Annotated in this window: 19 protein-coding genes and 3 pseudogenes; 7 read left to right on the top strand and 15 right to left on the bottom strand. The window is 39.5% G+C overall.

What is annotated here, in order from left to right; all coding sequences use genetic code 11:
* Positions 1-4 precede the first annotated feature (4 nt).
* The 7 genes and pseudogenes from GMB29_RS09815 to GMB29_RS27325 all read right to left on the bottom strand — a co-directional run.
* The gene (locus GMB29_RS09815; protein WP_136356428.1) at positions 5-748 is read right to left on the bottom strand and encodes an ABC transporter permease; all 744 of its coding nucleotides are present in this window, start codon (positions 746-748) and stop codon (positions 5-7) included.
* Positions 745-1,656, bottom strand: a complete 912-nt coding sequence (locus GMB29_RS09810) for an ABC transporter ATP-binding protein (RefSeq protein ID WP_136356431.1) — start codon at positions 1,654-1,656, stop codon at positions 745-747. The genes GMB29_RS09815 and GMB29_RS09810 overlap by 4 nt, the downstream gene beginning before the upstream one ends.
* A 489-nt stretch (positions 1,657-2,145) precedes the next feature.
* Positions 2,146-2,357, bottom strand: a pseudogene (locus GMB29_RS09805) (DDE-type integrase/transposase/recombinase); the annotation flags it as partial.
* Between the two features lie 121 nt (positions 2,358-2,478).
* Positions 2,479-3,207, bottom strand: a complete 729-nt coding sequence (tatC, locus tag GMB29_RS09800) for a twin-arginine translocase subunit TatC (RefSeq protein ID WP_136356433.1) — start codon at positions 3,205-3,207, stop codon at positions 2,479-2,481.
* Between the two features lie 77 nt (positions 3,208-3,284).
* The gene (locus GMB29_RS09795; RefSeq protein ID WP_136356435.1) at positions 3,285-3,524 is read right to left on the bottom strand and encodes a twin-arginine translocase TatA/TatE family subunit; all 240 of its coding nucleotides are present in this window, start codon (positions 3,522-3,524) and stop codon (positions 3,285-3,287) included.
* 295 nt (positions 3,525-3,819) lie between these two features.
* Complete coding sequence (locus GMB29_RS09790) at positions 3,820-5,463, bottom strand: PhoX family protein (RefSeq protein ID WP_136356437.1); 1,644 nt, start codon at positions 5,461-5,463, stop codon at positions 3,820-3,822.
* 883 nt (positions 5,464-6,346) lie between these two features.
* Positions 6,347-6,656 (bottom strand): annotated as a pseudogene (locus tag GMB29_RS27325) (fructose-bisphosphatase class III); the annotation flags it as partial.
* 192 nt (positions 6,657-6,848) lie between these two features.
* Between GMB29_RS27325 and GMB29_RS26975 the strand changes: the two are divergent.
* Positions 6,849-6,995 (top strand): hypothetical protein, encoded by a 147-nt coding sequence (locus GMB29_RS26975; RefSeq protein WP_168733910.1) that lies wholly within the window; start codon positions 6,849-6,851, stop codon positions 6,993-6,995.
* A 276-nt stretch (positions 6,996-7,271) separates the two neighbouring features.
* On the opposite strand, the gene GMB29_RS09780 is transcribed toward GMB29_RS26975, so the two are convergent.
* Both GMB29_RS09780 and GMB29_RS09775 read right to left on the bottom strand, forming a co-directional pair.
* Entirely contained in the window at positions 7,272-7,553 is a 282-nt protein-coding gene (locus GMB29_RS09780) for a hypothetical protein (RefSeq protein WP_136356441.1), read from the bottom strand.
* 1,474 nt (positions 7,554-9,027) lie between these two features.
* Positions 9,028-9,960, bottom strand: coding sequence for a hypothetical protein (locus tag GMB29_RS09775; protein WP_155443866.1), 933 nt, complete (start codon positions 9,958-9,960; stop codon positions 9,028-9,030).
* 169 nt (positions 9,961-10,129) lie between these two features.
* On the opposite strand from GMB29_RS09775, the gene GMB29_RS09770 reads away from it, so the two are divergent.
* Positions 10,130-10,327, top strand: coding sequence for a hypothetical protein (locus GMB29_RS09770; protein ID WP_136356445.1), 198 nt, complete (start codon positions 10,130-10,132; stop codon positions 10,325-10,327).
* A 99-nt stretch (positions 10,328-10,426) separates the two neighbouring features.
* A complete protein-coding gene (locus tag GMB29_RS09765) occupies positions 10,427-10,705 on the top strand; it encodes a hypothetical protein (protein ID WP_136356447.1) in 279 nt (92 codons plus the stop codon).
* A gap of 122 nt (positions 10,706-10,827) precedes the next feature.
* Here the strand turns inward: GMB29_RS09765 and GMB29_RS09760 are convergent, their stop codons facing one another.
* The 5 genes and pseudogenes from GMB29_RS09760 to GMB29_RS09740 form a co-directional block, all read right to left on the bottom strand.
* The gene (locus GMB29_RS09760; RefSeq protein WP_136356449.1) at positions 10,828-11,424 is read right to left on the bottom strand and encodes a 4-hydroxybenzoate synthetase; all 597 of its coding nucleotides are present in this window, start codon (positions 11,422-11,424) and stop codon (positions 10,828-10,830) included.
* A 57-nt stretch (positions 11,425-11,481) separates the two neighbouring features.
* A pseudogene (locus GMB29_RS09755) lies at positions 11,482-12,330 on the bottom strand (bifunctional 3-deoxy-7-phosphoheptulonate synthase/chorismate mutase); the annotation flags it as partial.
* Between the two features lie 64 nt (positions 12,331-12,394).
* Positions 12,395-13,630, bottom strand: a complete 1,236-nt coding sequence (locus tag GMB29_RS09750) for a phenylacetate--CoA ligase family protein (RefSeq protein ID WP_136356453.1) — start codon at positions 13,628-13,630, stop codon at positions 12,395-12,397.
* 34 nt (positions 13,631-13,664) lie between these two features.
* The gene (locus GMB29_RS09745) at positions 13,665-15,008 is read right to left on the bottom strand and encodes a phenylacetate--CoA ligase family protein (RefSeq protein ID WP_136356455.1); all 1,344 of its coding nucleotides are present in this window, start codon (positions 15,006-15,008) and stop codon (positions 13,665-13,667) included.
* Between the two features lie 432 nt (positions 15,009-15,440).
* Entirely contained in the window at positions 15,441-15,632 is a 192-nt protein-coding gene (locus GMB29_RS09740) for a hypothetical protein (RefSeq protein ID WP_136356457.1), read from the bottom strand.
* Positions 15,633-16,050: 418 nt separating this feature from the next.
* On the opposite strand from GMB29_RS09740, the gene GMB29_RS09735 reads away from it, so the two are divergent.
* From GMB29_RS09735 to GMB29_RS09720, 4 genes are all read left to right on the top strand, one after another.
* The gene (locus tag GMB29_RS09735; protein WP_235883166.1) at positions 16,051-16,710 is read left to right on the top strand and encodes a DUF4915 domain-containing protein; all 660 of its coding nucleotides are present in this window, start codon (positions 16,051-16,053) and stop codon (positions 16,708-16,710) included.
* A gap of 1 nt (position 16,711) precedes the next feature.
* Positions 16,712-17,236 (top strand): hypothetical protein, encoded by a 525-nt coding sequence (locus GMB29_RS09730; RefSeq protein ID WP_227551646.1) that lies wholly within the window; start codon positions 16,712-16,714, stop codon positions 17,234-17,236.
* Between the two features lie 34 nt (positions 17,237-17,270).
* On the top strand, positions 17,271-17,954 hold the full coding sequence (locus GMB29_RS09725; RefSeq protein WP_227551730.1) for a hypothetical protein: 684 nt from the start codon (positions 17,271-17,273) through the stop codon (positions 17,952-17,954).
* Between the two features lie 99 nt (positions 17,955-18,053).
* Positions 18,054-18,296 (top strand): hypothetical protein, encoded by a 243-nt coding sequence (locus tag GMB29_RS09720; protein ID WP_136356461.1) that lies wholly within the window; start codon positions 18,054-18,056, stop codon positions 18,294-18,296.
* Between the two features lie 907 nt (positions 18,297-19,203).
* Here GMB29_RS09720 and GMB29_RS09715 read toward each other — a convergent pair.
* The gene (locus GMB29_RS09715) at positions 19,204-20,967 is read right to left on the bottom strand and encodes an AMP-binding protein (RefSeq protein WP_136356463.1); all 1,764 of its coding nucleotides are present in this window, start codon (positions 20,965-20,967) and stop codon (positions 19,204-19,206) included.
* Positions 20,968-20,986: the final 19 nt, after the last annotated feature.

The following is a 20,986-nucleotide window of genomic DNA, read 5'->3' as shown; positions in this document are numbered from 1 at the left end:
CCCCTTACAGAACATCTTTTTGTTTAAAATGCCACAATCCTAAACCCAAAAAGGTAAGCATAAGCAATAGATTGTTTCTTACCATCTCTGTTAATTCCTCATTGACAAGTCCATCCGTAAAGAAGGGAAAGGCATACGGGAATAATTTTGCGGCAGAGGGATGCTGAAATATAATGGTAGATAGAATAACCCCACCAAATCCAATGACTATTGGAAGAATGGCATTTTTAAAGTAGGAACTAAGCCAATTTTGCAGGCTTGCGACAGATAGAACCATCAAGATTTGTTTCCCAACATAACTTACGTAATCGCTCCATTCCACAGTTTCTGGAAAATCCATCATATACCCAACCAAAACAAGTCCCAACATATTTAATAGAATAAGAATCATGCTAAACAATAAGCCTGCTAGAAATTTAGAAAAATAAACACTCTCACGCCGGACTGGCAAGCTTAAGATTTGTTTCCAGTTGTTTTTGCTTTCTTCCACTTGATAGATTAAGGCATAGATGATCGCGATAAACATCGGTAAAAACATTCCCCATCCTAGTACAAGATGATTTTCTAATAATAGTAAATCCCAAGAGCTATATCCTGGTTCTGCTGTATCCAGCAGGTAATCATAACGGAGACTAAAATCCACAAACATCGCCAGGGTAGTTCCAGCAGGAATGACAAGTAAAAATAACCAGATCAAACCCTTTTTCTGTTTGTAGCCTTCCAGCCAAATTAACGTTCCAAGCTTCATACCATCCCCTCCTTGCTCCCAATAATAGATAAAAAGATTTCCTCTAAAGAATGCTTTTTCATCATTAATTGGTGCACCTCATACCCATTCAAAATAAGCTCACGATTGATTTTAGCTGGTTGAAGCCCGGCGTCAAAATAGAGAAAACGCTGATCCTTCGTAAAGGGAATACCACTATCAGTTAAATAGGTTTCCACTTCGTCCATAGGTTCCGCCTCCAGTTGGATTTCTGCTTTTTGTTTATCCCGCAAATCCTCTATCGTTCCTTGAAATAACAACTTCCCTTTGTTAATGATCCCTACATGGGTGGCCATTAATTCGATTTCACTTAAAATGTGGCTTGATATTAAAACGGTAATCCCATATTTTTCAGGCAAGCTTTTAATCAGCTCACGTACTTCAATAATACCTGATGGATCCAAGCCATTTGTTGGCTCATCAAGGATTAACAGCGCTGGATTTCCCAAAAGGGCCTGAGCTATTCCAAGCCGCTGCTTCATTCCAAGTGAAAATTTCTTCACCGCTTTATGCTGAACATCGACTAATTTTACAATCTCTAACACTCGAGTCATTTCACTTTTTTCCACGCCTAATAGTTTTCTTGTAACCTCCAAGTTTTCATATGCCGTTAAATGTCCGTAATAAGAAGGTGTTTCAACCAACGAACCAACACGTTTTAAAATATCGAGTCGCTCTTTCTTTATCGATTTCCCAAATACCGCTACTTCCCCTTTTGTTTCCTTAATTAGTCCGAGCAGCATCCGAATTGTTGTTGATTTCCCGGCACCATTTGGCCCAAGAAATCCATAAATCCCACCCATCGGAACCTGTATATTTACTTGATCCACTGCCAAAAACTTTCCAAACTTCTTCGTTAAGTTCGATGTTTCAATAATATAAATAGACATTTATTTCTCCTCCATTACCTTTCGTTACACTTATTCTAATCCACGTACCTTAACTCTTAATTGGCTGTACCTTAACTAAACCTTAAAAATAAAAAAATCAAGGAATCCCCTATTTGGAGTATCCTTGATTTCTAACGGCATTCGTATCATGAAATCTTTGGTTATACTATAAGTAGAAAGTTGCTTATATAAAAAAGACTGTTCGGTGCTCAAACACCAAACAGCTATACATAGAAAGTCCTATCAAGGGGATCAGCGGATTGTGGGAAATATAACTCGCCCTATTGCACTGTCTAACAATTGGGGTGCAGTTCAAGCGAGAATAATAGAACAAAAACAGCTCGCAGAAAGGACCGGATTAACTTGAACGCACAATTAGGGGGTTATACACAATAAAAGTAAACGAGTACTGTGGGTTCCGTTATTGTGCAAAATTTGAAATTCATGGAACACCCGAGGTTTAGAAACATGTAAAGACCGCAAAGCTTACTTAAAGAAGAGCTTTGCAGCCTGTCTGTCCCTTATTTTACTGAGATAAAAGCGATCGTATTCCCTTTGGAATCCAATGCACGATACAGATACATCCATTGACCTTTTACTTTGATATATGTTTCATCGACTCTCCAAGGGTCATTTGTTGTCTTAAGATGACAAAGTACTCTTTCATTTAATTCGGGTCCATATTGATGAACCCAACGTATAAAGAAAAACTCGATAAGACGAATCTAACTATAAATTAAACAGAGATAAGGCTGTCCTTTTAAATCAAGATTACTGATTTATGGGACAGCCTCATCCTTTATTTGAAATAGATTTTATTCATCATGAATCAAGTGCCAAGGCTTGCTTTTGTTTTTTCCGAAAAACAACTTTAGATAATAAAACACTACATTCGTATAAAAATAACAGTGGTATAACGACGATAACATCTGAAACAAAATCTGGTGGTGTTATGAGAATAGCTGTTACGACTAAAATAAAATAAGAAACCTTTCTCATTTTTTGCAAGCGGTATGGATTTAAAATTCCAAGACTAGTTAAAAACATAATAATCACCGGTAGCTCAAATAAGAATCCAAAAGGAAGTATAATATGAACCATAAAACGAAAATATTTATCAGCAGTAAAAAAGGTCATAAACATTTCATCAGATAATGAAAGTAGGAAGTCAAATACTAATGGAAAAATGACAAAATAACCGAAGGAAATTCCTATTATAAAGAGAATAAACAATGCTGGTATATACGCCAACGTTACCTTTCTTTCATTTTCGGATAATGCTGGCTTTACAAATAGCCAAATTTGATGTGCCGCTATCGGTATTGTACCTGCAATGGCGATAACACCTGACAGTAATAAATAGACCCACAGTATGTCGCTAGGTCCAAGAACTGCTAACTTTAGTGATGTATCTTGAAGTAACCAATTGTAAATGTCTTGCACATAAATAAATGACAAGATTATCAAAATAATGAAACTGCCGAGTATAATAATTAGGCGTTTTCTCATTTCACTTAAATGATCGATAAGATTCATTTCCCTGTTTTCCATAGGCCACCACTTTCTAATTACTAAAAAGAGATGCAAGTAAGAATCAGCTACCTACACCTCTTTTGAATTCATTTTTATTAAACTGCTTTTGGTTTATTTGTTTTTTCTTCTGTGCTAGGCTCGTCATTTTTTTGTTTATTTTGTTTTTCTTTTTCTTCCTGTTCATCATCAGAAACTAATTCACGTGTTGATTTTTTAAATTCCTTTAAAGTTGTTCCAAACGCACGGCCAATTTCCGGTAATTTTTTCGGACCAAAAATAACTAACGCGATTACAAGAATCAGAATAAGACCAGGAATTCCAATATTCTGTAACATAAAGATTCCTCCTTTATTTTAAATAGCTTGTTTCCTTACAGATTCAAAGTTATATAGTTTAAAATCAGCTTTCTGGGCGCAGATTTGACAATGAAAATTCCCAGAGATTTTATTTTCGTCGGAGATTGGTTGAACATGTGGAAGAAAAATCATTTTCAACCCTTTATTAACATGTTTTTTACACACGACGATCATGAAAAATGCACCTCTCTTACTTAGGAACGAAGGTTTAAACGTACCCATATACGTTTAAACCCTTCTTTTTAAGCAGACCAGAGTTTTCTATAAATCATTCTTACTTTAATGGACCGCCTTGAACAGCTACTAGGCAAGAACGTCCAAAACTTTGACCAGGATATGGATTCCACGTTTCAGGATGTTGTACATCTAAGAATAAAGTGCGTTCATCTGGTGTTAACCATGGACCTGTTACTTCACAGCCTTTTGGACCTGAAGCAAATTGGAATGGCTCACCATAATTTTTTCCATCAGTAGGTACCATGAATACTCCACAGTTTTTATAAGCAGCATATTGGTTATCTTCAGTAGCAGCGTAATCTTCTACTACCCATAGATTTCCCTTGCTGTCAAAGTGAAGATTATCAGGACAAGTAATACCGCTTTGTTGTCCGCCGGCAACAAATACTTCGAATGTAAATGTATCACTGCCGTGATCACTATTTGCAGGTACAAAACGATAAATTTGACCGTGGAAATTTCCGTGACTAGAGTTATTTGTTAATGATAAAAATACACTTCCGTCATGTGGATGAATTTCCACGTCTTCTGGGCGATCTAGCTTTGTTGCACCTACAGCAAGAGCTGCTTCACGAGCATGTGTTAATACATCTGCTTGACTAGTGAAGAATTTTTTACCATCTTTTACATAGTTTTGCAGCTTTGTGTTAGTTGAATAGTCTAAAGCGATCCATGTTTGCTTATTAAGGTCTGCAACATATAATGTTCCGCTTTCTAAAATATCAAAGTTTGCTTCACGGTTATTTGGGTTAAATTTCTTTTTACTAATAAACTTATAGAAACTTTGATCGCGAGCGTCATCTCCCATATAAACAACAACTCTGCCATCTTTCGTTTGTCCCATAGCCGTATTTTCGTGAGCAAAACGTCCAAGTGCTGTATGCTTACGAACAGGTGCTTTTGCATTAAATGGATCTACTTCCATTACCCAGCCGTAGTGTTCATCTGTAAAGTTTGGCCAGCCATAGTCGTCACCATATTCCGTATTTTCTTCACAAGAAAGAGCTGTATTCCAAAGCGTACGTCCACCACTGCAGTTTCCAAGTGAACCTTCAACTACTTTTGCTCCTTTTACTGCTGAACTTCCAGCTGCAGCACCCGTTAATTGAATAGAGGTTGTCCCATCCACACGGCGGTTGTAGTTGTCATCTTGAACTAATGTCCATTTGCCTTTTTCCTTTTTAACATGAATAACAGATCCACCAACAGCTTCTTTTTGCATCTTTAAGAACTCTGGGTATTGTGCAAGATTAGCTTTATTATATGAAGATGGGTTAATTCCTAATATTTTCATATAGTTATCTGGCTCAGGAAATTCATGATTTACCCAGATTAAACCCTCTTCAGAATTATTTCCGCCCTCTAGGCTATCAATTGGAAAATATACTGTAAGGTCAGCTGCATCCCCAAATTTTTCACCTTTTGAATTAATTACATCTCCATAAGAAGCAATAATGTTATAGTGATAACCATTTGGAAGTACTAATTCATTTTCCCATGTACGTCCAATCGCTTTAAAAGGCGCAGTTAATGCCTTACCTTTCCCGTTAGGTTGTCCATCCATTAAATGATTTGCTGTTGCAGCATCTGCTTTAGATGCTAATACCCCTAGCCCAGATGATGCTGCTACGATTGCTGCTGTACCGCTCCCCATATATGTTAAAAACTTACGACGATCCATTAGTTTACTCTCTCCTTTTTTAAAAATAATAGTTTATTTAATTAACTCATTAAATATTATATTTATAAAAAATTAAGACAGTATTTAGGTATTTTATTGACTTTGTAAATCTAGAAAAGTCAGGAATATTTTCATAGAATCACTATTATTATTTGCTTTTATTTACATTTATTAAAGAAAAAACCTGTTAATTAAGCTGAAAATCCAAAATAATGTCGAACATTGCACTCTCCTGATAGGTATTACGCACTGTTTGTCGATAAATGACTAGAATTGTAATTTTACAATAAATTAACAAATTTACATTAAATAAATCTTTGATTTAATTGCAATAATAAGTAAAACATTTTGAAACAAATTAAAATATCTTTCATTTGAATGGATTCGACTAGAAATTGTACCAAGCAGGTATCTTGTTCACCACTTCTATAAACCGGTGCAAAAACAGAACGAATGTTACCAACAACGTTAACTACAGAACGGTTCATATCAATCTGAGAGTTGACCTGCTTTTTTTCTATTTGTCTTGGTATTTGTACCAAAATCTTAATAAATGTAGGTTGCTAAACAACGTAGGTATACATGGGTTTAGAATGAAATGGACCATCCCCTTTAATATCTCTTACTTTAAGTAAAATATAAGAATAGATGTCCAGAATAGTATGGTCATCATAATAGTAAGTTATGGTGTCTCCGCTGGTGTTGTTTATGAATCCAACTTCCTAGCCATTGTAATAGTGTCCAGGACGGTTGTTCCTTGACCAGCATACACACGAAGTAAGCTGTCTGGTTCGATTTCAAACCGGTCTCCAATACGTAAAAGGTAACCGCCTTGTTCGAGTAAATAATGGTTGCTTACATTTATATCGCTAATAAAGACTGCTTTTTTCATAAGAAAATTAATCTGTCTGGCGTGCTTTTCCGAATGCTGGACTAAGAATAACAGTTTTCCATCACTTGAGCTTCTTCCTCTAATTAATTGATCAGGCTGCTCTGTATTAACTGTTGCAAAGGAGGTATTTTCCAGAGGGTACTTTTTTTCATGAATCGTTATTTCGTTTTGGTCATAATCAATTTTCTCAAGCAGCAGCCTTTCTGACATATTAAAGGCCGGCGTCACTTTATAAAGGGCTTTCAAGTTCGAACTAAATCATGGCAATGGCTTGATGTATTTTCGTAACTATCGCTATCTCTTTATATACCAGCTACTTATTAAGCTGCATCTATACTCAAATATCAATAAAATATCCTTTCCCAACAAAATCATCTCAACTTGATATTAGTTTAATCTCAAATTGAGATATATAATAAAAGTAAGAAATTAAAGCAATCGTTTACAAAGTGGTAACTGCTTCGTTACTTCTTATATATTAGGAGGATTTAAAATGAGTAAATTAGCCAGAGATTCAAAAGTGAAGGATTTATTAGACAAACAAAAATTCAGTGAAAAAGATATTGCTAAGATGTCTGATCCACAGATTGAATATTACCACTGGCTCTATTTTGAAGATTCTGTTTACGATTATATGTAAGTAAAAAATAAAATAATAACGATGAAGCTTTTGTACTAGGTACAGAAGCTTTTATTTAACAAAAACAACGAAAGCCCTTTAAAACTCAAACTTTAAAGTTACTGTCGATTCTGACAAAATATTATAGGTAAAGGTCTTTCCGTTATTCATAAATAACACTCCTACTTGTTTATCAGTATCAATTTGCAGTATTCATTTAAAATTTATACTCTCGATTTCTCCACTATAAAGTGCAAAATAATAAACATAAGTATAGATCAGAATGATACCCCTTCTCTAACCCCTTCTCTTTCCTACTAGATAACCAACATAAAAAATCAAAATCGTATAACCGATTATCATAAAAATAGGCATTGGAATCGATTTAATAAAGGTAATAAAGGTAGTGGACAACTGTAATATATAGATTAGTAATTTATCTTCCGTATATAAATAGTAAGTAAAGACAATGAGAAGTCCAATTGTTATAAATAAGAAAGCTCGTAAGATTTTTGTGATGGGGGTTCCTTTCCTGCGGACACGCTTACGTTTGTTTTGAGTGTTTTTGGCAGCATCCATTTTGATAACACCTTTCTATACGATTCTATTACTAGTATGATCGATAAAAAATTGATATTCAAGTTAGGAAAATGCCTGAAAAGTCGACAACGATCGCTCTCCTCCAATCAAATCTACTTCAAGTTTATTAGTTAACTTTGTCATGTAAATCCTTATTTTTAATAGAAGTACCCTTCCTAGAACGCTTACCTTTATTGTTATGACTATCACCCTATTCAATTAGAAGTATATATTTCCCAATACTAAGAATAGAATGATGTGAGAATTTATTTCGAATCATAAAGGAGGCAATTTATGAACATTTTACGTCTTAGTCATGCTATGTATGTTTTGATAAGTAATAAAGGAAAAAACTACTTAATTGATCCTTTTTTTTGATTTAAACCATGGGTTACCTCCACATTTGGATAATGAGGATTTTTATCTATCGATTGATGGTATCTTGCTTACTTATCTTCATAAATAAATCGAAAGCACACTAGCCAAATGCATAGACCCGCATGCTGGATCTAGCAATCTTTTTTCACGCTTTGATCTTTCATTTGTCTGTATGGAAAATAAAAATGCTGGTTCAATAAATTCTCTTGGCTGATATCCTCAGTAGATTCATTAGCCTCTGAAACTTCCTTACCTTTTCTTAGGAAGATTTCATTTGGACGTTTGACCAAGTAAGAACATTCATCGAGAAAAGATGTTTCACCTTGCGTTATCTCATACCAAATACGTCCTAGCGTATTATCCTTCAACTACTTGAAAAACATATCTTTGTGTAAAAACCTGGTTACGCACTGCTAATTCCCGACTATTCCGAGAACCCTAGACTTGGATTTTATCTGTCTCCGCTCTTCAGTGGAATTACATTACTGATATATCCAACCTATTGTTTCATCCTCTGTCCATAATTGAATTATTTTCGGATCATTAATCAAAGATAACAATTCTAAGAGCACTGATTCGCGGTGGAAAAGGCGCCCCATTCGAGAGTATCTATCAAAAAAGACAGGCAAGTCATTCGCGAACTCATCAAATAAACTATATATAAAACTTTTATAGGCATCACCCTTTTCTCCACGAACTGTTCTCGATAAACTTGTATATAATTGAAACCTTTCGAATTGTAACCATTTCCAATAAGATCAACTATTCCGCGAGCCTCAGCCATTCGCATAGCACATAAACGATTGTGAATTGTGAAAGCCTGTTCACGAACTATACGTTTCATTACTTTGAATATACCACTGGTAGGACTTGAAGCAATGTAATGATTAATTGTATCTCTTATTAAACTTGCCGTTTGTCTTCACGCATCAACAAGATGTTTAAGTTTACTTAAGTCGCTAACGAGTACGGTATTTGGGTCTAATCCATATTCATCTGGCATTTGTCTAATATACTCATTTGACAAGAGCAAAATGGTGCTCCACTTACAAACTTTTAAGTTTACTTTGTGTACCTTGGTCAAATGCCATTTTCATCATTCCTCTATTTTCTTGGAATTTTTCATTTGCTTTTTCAACTCATATAACCTCAAAATAAGATCATTCAATTCGTCAGAGGTTTTTAAGGAAGATGGTATTTTAAATGCTTCAATGAATTTTTCTTTACCATCTCTTAGTGCTTTTTCTTTTTCAGCTTCAACACGCTGTAAATGTAGTTGCTGGCCGCGGCGTTTTACTTTTTCTTTTAACTCATTTAACAATGAATTACTGTCATATTCTTGATTCATGTAGGTGCCACTTAGAACTATCTCTTTTTTCCGGTTCTGTTTTTTTTGTTCTGTTTTTTTCGCTTTTGTCTTTTCTGGTTTTGTTTTTTCCGCTACTGTCTTTTCTGGTTTTGTTTTTTTCGCTACTGTCTTTTCTGGTTTTGTTTTTTCTGGTTTTGTTTTTTCTGGTTTTGTCTTTTCCGCTACTGTCTTTTCTGGTTTTGTTTTTTCTGGTTTTGTCTTTTCCGCTACTGTCTTTTCTGGTTTTGTTTTTTCTGGTTTTGTCTTTTCCGCTACTTTCTTTTCTGGTTTTGTCTTTTCTGGTTTTGTCTTTTCCGCTACTGTCTTTTCTGGTTTTGTTTTTTCCGCTTCTGTCTTTTCTGGTTTTGTTTTTTCCGCTTCTGTTTTTTCTGGTTTTGTTTTTTCCGCTTCTGTCTTCTTATTAAAAATTCGTATTGCTGAATCGATCATTTTTTCTAGAGGTATCTGCTCGATAAGGGAACTGAGTGTAAACTCCGTCTTAGCCGATGAGGTCGTCTCCGAGTCTTCTTTCCCTTCATCCTTTTCCTGATTTTCTAGTTTCTCTAACTCTTTTTGGATAAACTGCTTCCACTCCAAATTGCCCTCCTGGTTCGAAACGGTTGAAAGTGCTTCTTCATCTGTGAACGGATTAGAATCAGTTTTCCTCTGAATATGATCCATTGATGGGGAACCTCCTTTTATAGGGTTGATGACACTTATATTTATATGTGAGTTTGCTAACCTGGATTGGACTAAAGTGGAATTCACCGAATAATAGTCCATTACCTATATGATCTAGGATATTTAATCATATACTGAACTAACCTTATAAGGAAGGAGTCCAAGTAGAATGAAAACAAGGATTGGGGATAGAATTTTATTCATTCTGGGTATGAGTTTATGCGGCGTGTTTGTTTTCGTACTAGTGGTGGGCGTTATCGTTGCATTGGTTACATCTAGGGACGGCAATAAACGAACGGCGATTGATTCCCTTCCGATGCAGGATCACGAGGGTGCGACCGCGTTGAAAGCCGCATCCGACGAGTAAAGGATGGCTGAAGCAATTCAGTTTCATGATGAAGGGTAGCAGGAAGTGTAGACTCCATTTGGAAAGCAACTAATGTAGAATCGTAAGGAGGTGAAACAGTTGTTAAGGGATAATCAAGAGGTTTCGAATTTTTTTCGCGAAATCAATCAAAGATTTAGATACTTTGTCGCTAACTACACGACGGCAGTCAAAAATGGAGCAGACGTAGCCGAGAAAGAATTCATTGAAGCTTTAAAAGATCGTGATAAACCCGTCGATATCGTTGTAGGAAATTTATTTGAAGCCGTAAAGAAGGGTGTACAATATGCTGGTGAACAAATGGTCGTCTCCGGGGGCGATATCTTCGAACAAATGAAAGCAAAATCAAGAAAAAAATAAGAAAGCCTGTTAGCATATAATTCACTGCTGAGGCCCTCATATTCAAAAAGCAATGGCTGATCTCTAAGGGATGCGTTTCTCCAGTAGAGTCAGCCATTATTCAGTTACTCTTCTTTTAGAACCTATTCTTCTTTGTTCGATTGCTCTTTCGTCATCCCCTGCTGTAAACGGTGTCCGATAATGCTCGGATGGAAATATTCGAGCAGCTGAATCCCCGGTTTACGGCCGAAATAAATGTAGTATCTTTTGTAAGGCACCTTATTTTGCAGATTAGAAAAGTGAACCTTGATTGGCCGTTGAAAAAGATCGATCGTTTCCGCTTCGTTCATGAAACCGGAGTCGACCACCTTTCGGAATGTAGGCATTCCGAATGAGCTGATTGCTTTTCCAATTCCCTCTTGTTGATGCGCAATTTTCTCGAACAAATCGGGAGGTATATGCTTCGAATATACAACCGCAATGTTGTGTGACACGACAAATCCACTTTTCTCGCCGATCAAAACGGATTCACGAATATAGTACGGACCTCCCGAGGATTCACCCATCAGATTTGCATCCTCTCCACCTATTTCTTCTTGCCGGATCACATCTACAATAATTTTTTCGTTCAACAGCATTTCCAGCAAATCTGTTGTACGTCCATCTGTTACTAACAGTAAGTCGAATATCAATCCGTGTAAAAAATCAGACGCCTTTCTCTCAAACTGTGAGTCTGCCATACTCTAACCTCCATTAGACTAATATCCGCGACTCTCTTCGACATTTATTGAAATTTGTTAATGGTACAAACCGGAATCGCAGAGCCCCTTCCAGAACGCATGAAACTCATCAATGTTGACTTGCTGCTTCGCATCAGAGAGAGCGGCTGAGGGATTCGGGTGCACCTCAACCATAATCCCGTCGGCACCAGCGGCAAGCGCTGCCTTTGCACAAGGCAGCAGAATATCTTTCCGCCCGGTAGAATGACTGACATCCACTAGCACGGGAAGGTGGGTCTCCAGCTTTAAGATTGGAACAGCGGAAATATCAAGCGTATTGCGAGTCGCTTTCTCGAAAGTGCGTATACCACGTTCGATTAACATGACCTGGTCATTTCCTTGATGCAGAATATATTCTGCTGCAAGCATAAACTCCTCCAAAGTAGCAGAAAGGCCGCGTTTCAGAAGTACGGGCTTCTTCGTTTGACCGACAGCTTTCAGCAGGTCGAAGTTCTGCATGTTGCGCGCCCCTATTTGAAAGATATCGATATAACGGGCGGCTGTATCGATTTGAGAGGAACTCATAATTTCGCTGATGGTCACCAATCCAAATTCATCAGCCACATCCTTCATAATTTTTAATCCCTCTTCACCGAGTCCTTGAAAATCGTAAGGAGAAGTTCTCGGTTTGAACGCCCCGCCGCGTAAGACCGGTAAGCCAGCTTCCTTTAAAGCGGAAGCAACAGTTACAAGCTGATCTCTCGATTCGATTGAGCAGGGACCTGCGATCAGCGTATGTGAAGAACCACCGATCACCGCTTGCTTAATATCAATAATCGTATCCTCGCTTTTATGGTGGCGGCTTACGAGCAGCCGTGATTTCTCCTGTTGCAATTTATCACTCATGATGAACAATCCTTTCTTTAAATCTAATTAATGGGAATCTCCCTAATCAATTATCGTTATCTATCGAATTCAATGGATCTATTTTCTATGAGCCGATACTTCGCTTTTGGATATAAACAGGCTTTACTGATGGAACGTTACTCATGAGATCGCCACGATCAAGCAACTTAGTGATTTCAACGGTAACGGGCACTTGAAGTCGAGAAGATAATCGAGAACGGACTTTTTCCTCTGACCATTTCCCGGAATCATGTGAATCTATTAAAATGTGCAACCCCTCTTCCTGCTCTAGCACCTTCCAAGCATCCGGAGCAGGAGACAAAGAATATACGGCTTCCTGAATATCCATTGCGTCTAGCACGATGTTTCCGAAACGGATTCGATCCTTGCTTCTGCCGTAATGAACCAACTTGGCTCCTGCCCGGCCGCAATCGCATAAACAGGGCTCTACAGAGATAATGTCTTCATTAAAGTATCGCAGCAGAGGTGAACCTTGATGGGAAAGCGTCGTGATCGCCGCAAACCCTTTTTTTCCATAAGCGATAGGACTTGAACCGTCCTCATTTAGTACTTCTACGTAAAAATCTTCTTCAACGATATGCATTGTGCCATACTCGCACATTGTCGCGATATTAGCAGTTTCCGTCGAACCGTACATATTAAATACAGGCACGTTCCACAGCTTTTCTATATGTTCCCTACGCTTGTCGCTCATCAATTCACCGGCTACGCATATGGCGCGCAAAGCCGGAAAGTCCTTACTCGGCTCAGAACCGCTGAGACGAGCCGCTTCGGCCAGCAGTTCCATCTCACGCGGGAGTCCCGCCAACACCGTGACAGAAAGATGTTTCATCAGGCTTAACACTCTGGGGTAAGGGGTAACTACAGTACGTCCGCTTGCGGGAACGACCCCGGCTCCTGTCTGCCAAGCTGCATGCTGCATTAAGAATGCAGGCAGCGCCATTGCGTAAGGAAAACGGATCAGCACCAGATCTTCAGACGTCAGATGCACACCGCATTCCTTCAATTGTCTTCCGCCAGTTATCAAATCTTTTTGCGTAAACCAGGCGGCAGAGGGCTCCCCGGTCGTACCGGTCGATTCGTGGTATTGAGCGATTTCCTTCATATCGACGGCGAGGTGACCGAAGAGGCCGGCTTTCCGCAGATCTTCCTTTGTCGTTAACGGAAGTGTCTGGATTTGACTCAACCCAATGCCGTTTAAAGCATAGTCCGATAATTTCCTCTTATACAGAGGGGATTTTAGAATACGCATATACATCTCCTGAAACTTTCGCGCCCTCTCTCTATCGATGTCGCTCATTAAGGCACCTTCCTTTCTCGTTTTTTGTATATAGCTAATTGAATACTCTCGTCGCTTTGCCGAACGTACGAGGGATATCGTGTCTGATTACGACTTCGCAATGTATTCCAATCCGATCAGCCATATGCTTTTGAATTTTTGCCGCCAATTGCTCGTCGCTTAGCTTCGTGCGAAACTTCTCGGCTTCGATTGTGAGCACTCCTTGATCCAGCTTAAGGTGATACCATAAACCTACTTCGGGAATCTCCATGAGAAAGTGCTCGATCAAAAATGGAGAATAGTCTTCGGTGCCTATTCGCAGCATGTGCTCACTTCGGCCCCTTAGCTGCATAACGTCCATTGTGATTCCGCAATCACATTTGGATTTTTGCAAGTTGCCAAGATCCCCGGTCCGGTAGCGTACCATCGGCATTCCTTCACGCAGTAGCGTCGTCACAACAATTTCTCCCGTTCGACCGTACGGAAGCACTTCCTCCGAAACCGGATCAACGATTTCGACTTTTACATGCCCTTCCATGACGTGATACCCTTTATGCTTACTGCATTCTACACCGATAACTCCGCACTCGGTTGAGCCGTAGAAGAAGGAGACCTCACATCCCCACCACTTTTCCAGCCGTTCGCGAAAGGTGGAGGAGCATCCTTCGCCGGTAAGCCAAATTTTTTTTAGGCGAATATCTTCACCAATTTTTATACCGAACTTCTCGCTTTCTTCTGCCAAGAGCGCTGCGTAAGAAGGGGTTGTAGTAAGGACAGTGGCTTGATATTCCTTCATTAATTCCAACGACTTATCGATAGGAGCCATGTAACCGCCTTTGCCAAGCGACAGAACCGCCGTACCAAACGCAAATTGAAATAATCGCTGAAATCCAAGGCCGGGCAGCGCAAATTCATAAGGCAGCGCAATCGCAGCGACATCATCGTCCGACTCCTTAAACAGCTCCAAATACTTCGGGAGCAGATCGTAAACATATTGATCAGCTAATGTGTAAGAGGTATATATCGGCTTACCCGATGTGCCGCTAGTTAGGTGAACTTGACCTATTTCTTTTGGATCGACGCATAAAATCTTTGTTTTATCACCTCTAATGACATCTTTCTTCAGCATCGGTACGGAAGCTAATTGTTCTAGACTATCGATTTTAGGCTCTGTGAAGCCTGCCTCTTCCAACGTCGAACGGTAGTATTCATTTCGGTTCCACACATGTGCAAGAGTAGCGTTAACAGCTTTTAACTGATAATCTTCTTTTTTTTCATGAGGAATTATTTCAATGGTTTTCCCTTCATCATCCAATTGCTTATAAAATTCCTTGAATTGTTCTAGATGGGATGAATGTTCGTCAATGGAAACTGTCATCTTATGAGTTTGAAACTTCATCTAAATCCTCCATTCCATGTATTCTTAATACTCATAGAATTATGCGGGCTAAACTGCTTGTACCAGTACCCTGAGATAGGACAACATCCTACAACCATTTGAAGCCTAATATCAATTGTGGCGATCCTATCTCAAACTTTCATTGCGACTCTTGAAAAATATAGTTATAGAAATGTAAAGCAGCCAGGATCTGCGCAACGAAATCTCCTGCCGATTGCCTATCGGATTTCTATAACGTCTCTTATGGACTAGGATTCATAAGGATCGGACACACACGTAGACTCCAAGGGTTTCACCTGCTTTGACCTTTTTATAAAGACCTTTAGGTTCTTGTCTTTCGCGTTCGCCGAGGAAACAAAACACATAAATTTGATAAAATCACCCACATGAATAATGTGAATTGTTTCCTTGGACAGTTTTGATCCATCTAAATTAATCTATATCTTCATTATTTTTTGCTGCTTCCTTTTCTTGTTTCTTTTTTTCTTTTGCCTGCTTCTCTGCCTTTTTTCTTGCCAACTTCTCTTCTCTTTTTTTTGCTTTTTCTGCTTTTTTGCTGTCGTCTTTATTTAGATTTCCATGACACATGTTCTCTCCGTCTTTATTTAGATTTCCATTACACATGTTCTCTCCTCCTTCCTCTAATCTTTATGTAATGCAGGAAATTCAGACTTGCCTCGGATAAACATACATTTTTTAAAAAATGAGTATTCCATCCAAACCGTTCATATAAACCTTACATATCTTAGCAAGCACAAATCTTTTATTTTAAGGAGGGGTTTGATCCGTGTTGTTATTCGGATTAGAGAATGATCCAGATTTTGAGTATCTAAATACACGTCTTCTGGTAAGCTGTCCAGCCAGTGGTTCAGATCAGGGTGGACTTTTTTTACTAGACTTTAAAAATAACGCTTTGGAGAAGCTTTACACCGGTAGTTGTTCGGGAATGACATTTGTTAAGGATCGATTATTCATAGCGTCCGACGATAATCAGATCATTACTATGGACCAGAGGTTCGAGGTCATTCAGAAAACGAAACACATGAGACTCGATTTTCACGACATCGTTAAGTTTAATGATCATGTTGTTTTGGTTGTGGAAACAGCGATTAATGCAATCGGATGCTATGAGACCGAAACGTTCACCCGAATAGGGGAGATTCGATTCAATTCTGAGGACAAAGACGTTCATCATATTAATGACATTTGGTTGGATGGTCATACTTTATATGTTTCTATGTTTTCTCCTTATGGTAAATGGTATCTGGACCCTACTCATAAAAACGGTGGGATTGTCGCGATTGATTTGACTGATTTTGATCCCAGTCAACACCTCGACATAGACCCGGCAAATCATGTCGTCGTAAAGAGTTTGTATATGCCTCATTCGATAATGGTGCATCAAAACAAACTATCTTATTGCGACTCTATGTCGTTCAGTGTCATAACCGGGAACGAGACGCCGATTCAACTACCAGGTTTTACACGCGGACTTGCAATAACGGACGATACGATCTTTATCGGACAGAGCAAGATGAGGCATGTTTTACGAATACCACACGAGTTCTCGAATTGCTGCTTGGATGGCGGAATCTATGTCTACAATCCCGAATTTAGAATCTCTCGATTTGTATCATTGCCAGTACAACAGGTGTATCAGATTCTTGTTCTTGATCCGAATTTTTCGTTAGGAGGAAATTGAAATGAAAAAAAACAACACAAATATGAATCAATTTGAAGAAGGAAAAAAGGTTCTTATGAAAGGCGTAGACGGAGATAAAAAGTCGGTGAAAAACGCCTATGAAATTTTCTTAAAGCTTCGCAATATCGAGCCCGACAATGCTCTTATTGAAGCCTATTACGGCAGCACTCTTGCGCTATTAGGGCGAGATGCTGTTCAGCCTCTGGAAAAAGCAGATAAAGCGCAAGAAGGACTAGATTCATTGAATCAAGCGATTTCCATGGACCCGAACCAGAAGGAAATTCGGATGTTGCGTGCGAATGTATGTCTGCGGCTGCCAGAGTCCTTCTTCCATTGCACACAGACTGCGATCGAAGACTACTCCTTCCTGCTGGAACGTTATAAAAAAGATCCCAGTTACCTTACTAATACGCAAGTGAGGGGAATTATGGAGGATCTAAGTACCGCTTACAAAAATGTAGGAAAATTGAGCGAAGCAAATGAAGTATTGCAACGATTAAAACAGTTTACATCAAAGAAAAAGTAACAGGAAAAAATGACAGGAGAGGAATAGACAATTGGTGAATATAAACGAGACGGATATTGAGATTTTACTTAAGCAGGTTATTCAACTACACAAGGACGCCGTCGAGGGCAATGAAAAGGCCGTTCAAGACTTGCATCAGTTGTTGGAACGGGTGCGATCAGACTCTCTAAGCCACCCGCTTGTGGATGCATACCATGGAAGCACCATGATTCTAATCGCTCGGGATAAGACAAAACCTTTGGAAAAATTGAGGTGGTCGAAAGCAGGGCTGAAGCTTCTTGACGGAGCGGTAAGTGCCGCCCCTCAGGATGGCATGATCCGAATCCTGCGAGGCAAGGCCGCATATAAGTTGCCTGAAAAGCATTTCCACCGTGCCCACACGGCGATTGAAGATTATACCTTTCTCATCGAACGGGAAATGCATAAAGAAGGGTTCCTTGAGAACGAAATATACTTGCAGCTTGTCTACGAACTTGGCGAGGTATACTGTCGGATCGGTCAAAATCAGTCTGCGGCTATGTGCTGGAAAAGGCTGATGAACCAAACGCTGGATCCTGATTTTCTGCATCTCCTCAAGCTAAAGCTTAAGAATTTGGAAGGAAAACCGGCTGTTGAGCATATACCGAACACCGAGAGCATCACATCAATTTTGATAAGAAGGACCGTTACTGCTGCAGGGAACGCTCTCCAAAGCTGGGCGGAGGAGCAAAAGAAATAAAAAACTCCTCGCAACCGGCTCAATCAGAAAGGACGGCGCTATTTCATGCTGTAACAGACCATAGGGAGGGAAAGTTTCTTTTGAAAGGAGGTGACACGCATGTCAAAAGTTGATATAAAGAAGATCTTTGGGAAAATAAAGGAACAATCCAAACCTATCATTACAACCGGTTTAATCACCGGTGTTAACCAAGTCGGCAATGATATGAAAGGTGCGGTGAGTGGAGTAAATCAGAATCAGTCTCCACAACTCATATTGGGAAAACTCCCTACTATCTTAAAGAGTGGTGCCGTAGCAGCCGGACAAGAAATGATGAAGAGTATTAAGAAAAACCGGGAATAACCAGCCCGGTCCTTTGTCAAGATGAGAGGACATCCGATAGTTTATATTCCTGGCCATGAATGCCTTTGTAGGATTCTGGATAAATTTCTGCTCTACATTTTCACAGCTAAATTGTGGTGGGACGATCGGATCTCCTCCATCCATGATGCCATAATCTAGTACGACATCATAAGGAATTACCTCTTCCTCCTGACAAGCCAAGCAATGATAGTTGATGGCTTTTTTCACACACTGCCTTTTTCACTAACTCGCAATCCGGAATATAGACTTCTCCTTTGTATTCAAAATAACACGAACACTTGAGGCAAATCATCGGATCTTTCCCTGTCTGGTGTTGTATTCGCTCTCTCCAATTTCTTTTACGCACCATTCGTTTCTCTTTCACGATTAGACGACGACTGGTTTGTGAAATAAACTGATTTTTTCTTTGCTTTAACGTTTGAGGCGACGTCAATTCACCTCATAATAACGAATTGTTTTAAATTGTTCATCCTGTATATGAGGTACTAATCGTCTGATAAATGCTTCTATCGAGAGCATTTATCGCTTATCTTTCTCATTGGTTTAATCGACGTACTTAAACGTTACATACTCCCCGCCATATCCCTCGACCTCCTAACAGCAGGTCAATGAATATAGCATGCAATATATTGTAACAGCTCTTTTACATTCCCTTTCTGTTTCGATGAATGCACATAGAAGCCTTCCCCATTCTTTAGGGTTACCTTATTAAAGGAGACAAAGGAAATAACACCCCTCAACTTCGTATCTACAATGATCGACATATTGGGGGTGTTTTTCTTGGTTATTGATTCAATAATTATTTTAACAAAAAATATCACAGTTACAATGGCTGTGATATTCTAAAGACTTTATACTTTCTTACCTTTTATATTATCGCAATTTTTCATAAATCCTCGCGTTTTTTTGCTTGCTCCAATAATTGTGTCGCTCTTTCATGCATTGGCTCTAGAGCCAATGCTACTTTTAATACTTCTTTCGCTTTAACCGGATCATCCATTTTCATATAACATTCAGCCAGCGATACCCATATTTCAACGTCATTCATCCCCTGGTCGATACAATAACGGAATTCATTGGCTGCTAAGGAGGGGTCTCCCCCTAGCATATCCGGCGTATTTAACAATTTCGATCCGTTCATTCTCCTAGCGAGCGGCAATGTCGGGTCGATTCCAAGGGCGGTCGTTATTTCGTTTTCCAGCATCGAAAAAAGTTCAATTTTCTCCTTCAAACTCCAAGCCGCATCGATCTGCCGACCGTAAACCGCAGCCAGCCATGCATGCGCTTCAGCACTATGGGGAATCAGCGCAACCGCCTCTTCAAACAATTTCTGTGCTTTCTTGTACTTGTCGCTCATAAACTCGCTGTAACCGCGACGAAGCAAGTCTCGCAATAGAATGGAGCTGCTTGTGTCAGGATCTTCGTTGTCGCCCTTACATATATAGACCTCTCTCTTTGGAGCAACATTTCGTGTGAGCTCATCCCGGTTAAGCAGCGTGTTGAAGCCGATCTCCGCGGTTACCGTCACCTTCAGCATTTCGGATAATTGAACCTGAATTCTCTCCAACGACCAATCGGCATATCGCTCCGAATCGAGAATCATATGAAATCCGTTCTCTCGCTGCATAGCTTTCCAAGCATCGGGTACGGGAGCCAACGAGTATACGGCGTCCTGAATATCCTTTTCATCCAACACAATCTCCCCAAATCTAGTTCTATCCTTCAGTCGACCATAATGGACGAGCTTGCTTTCGGTTTGGCCGCATGCGCATAAACCCTGCTCGACGGAGATCACGTCTTCGTTGAGATACCGCAGCAGCGGTGAAGCTTGATGGGACAATGTCGTAATTGCAGCGAGCCCCCTCTCCCCCGGTTTGGCAAGTCGGGAACCATCTTCCTTAAGCGTTTCAACCAAAACGTCCTGCTCTAAGACATGCATTGCGCCATGCTCGCACATTGCTGCAATATTAGCAGTCTCGGCAGTACCGTATATATCAATTATTGGAACACCCCACCTCCGTTTCAAATGCTCCTTTCGACGTTCACCCACTACTTCTCCGGTAACAATGATCGCCCGGAGAGAGGGGAAATGCTCGCTACTGTTTAAACCAAGCAAGCGCGTCGTCTCGGCCAACAATTCTATCTCTCGAGGAGATCCTGCAATGATCGTGACGTACAGTCGATTCATGAGATCAAGCAACTTAGGATAAGGGGTAATCGTACTGTACTCGGGGATAATCGTCGCCCCCACTTGAAGGCAGGTTTGCTGCATAAGAAATGCGGTAGCCGTCAATCCATGTGGAAATCGAAGCAGTACAATGTCTTCTTTGTCAATCCGTACCCCGCACCCTTTTATTTGTCTTATGCCTGTTTCCAAATCCTCCTTCGTCAACCAAGCAGATGTTGGTTCTCCAGTAGTACCGAACGATTCGCAATAATGTACCGCTTCTTTATGGTCAACAGCAAGATGATCAAATGATCCTGCCTTTCGAAGTTCGCCTTTTACTGTAATCGGCAATGTAGAGATTTGTTTTAGTCCTATGTTCATCAGATTATAATCCGCTAATTTTCGATTGTAAAATGGCGAATCCGTTAAACGTACCAGTAAATCCTTTAATTTCCTCTCTCTCTCCAGCTTTTCATCAGACATGGATAACTCTCCTTTCCAA

Source organism: Metabacillus sediminilitoris (assembly GCF_009720625.1).
In the GTDB taxonomy this organism is placed as follows: Bacteria; Bacillota; Bacilli; order Bacillales; family Bacillaceae; genus Metabacillus; species Metabacillus sediminilitoris.
Note: the sequence above shows the minus strand (reverse complement) of the source record. Positions and strands in the feature narration are given on the sequence as shown.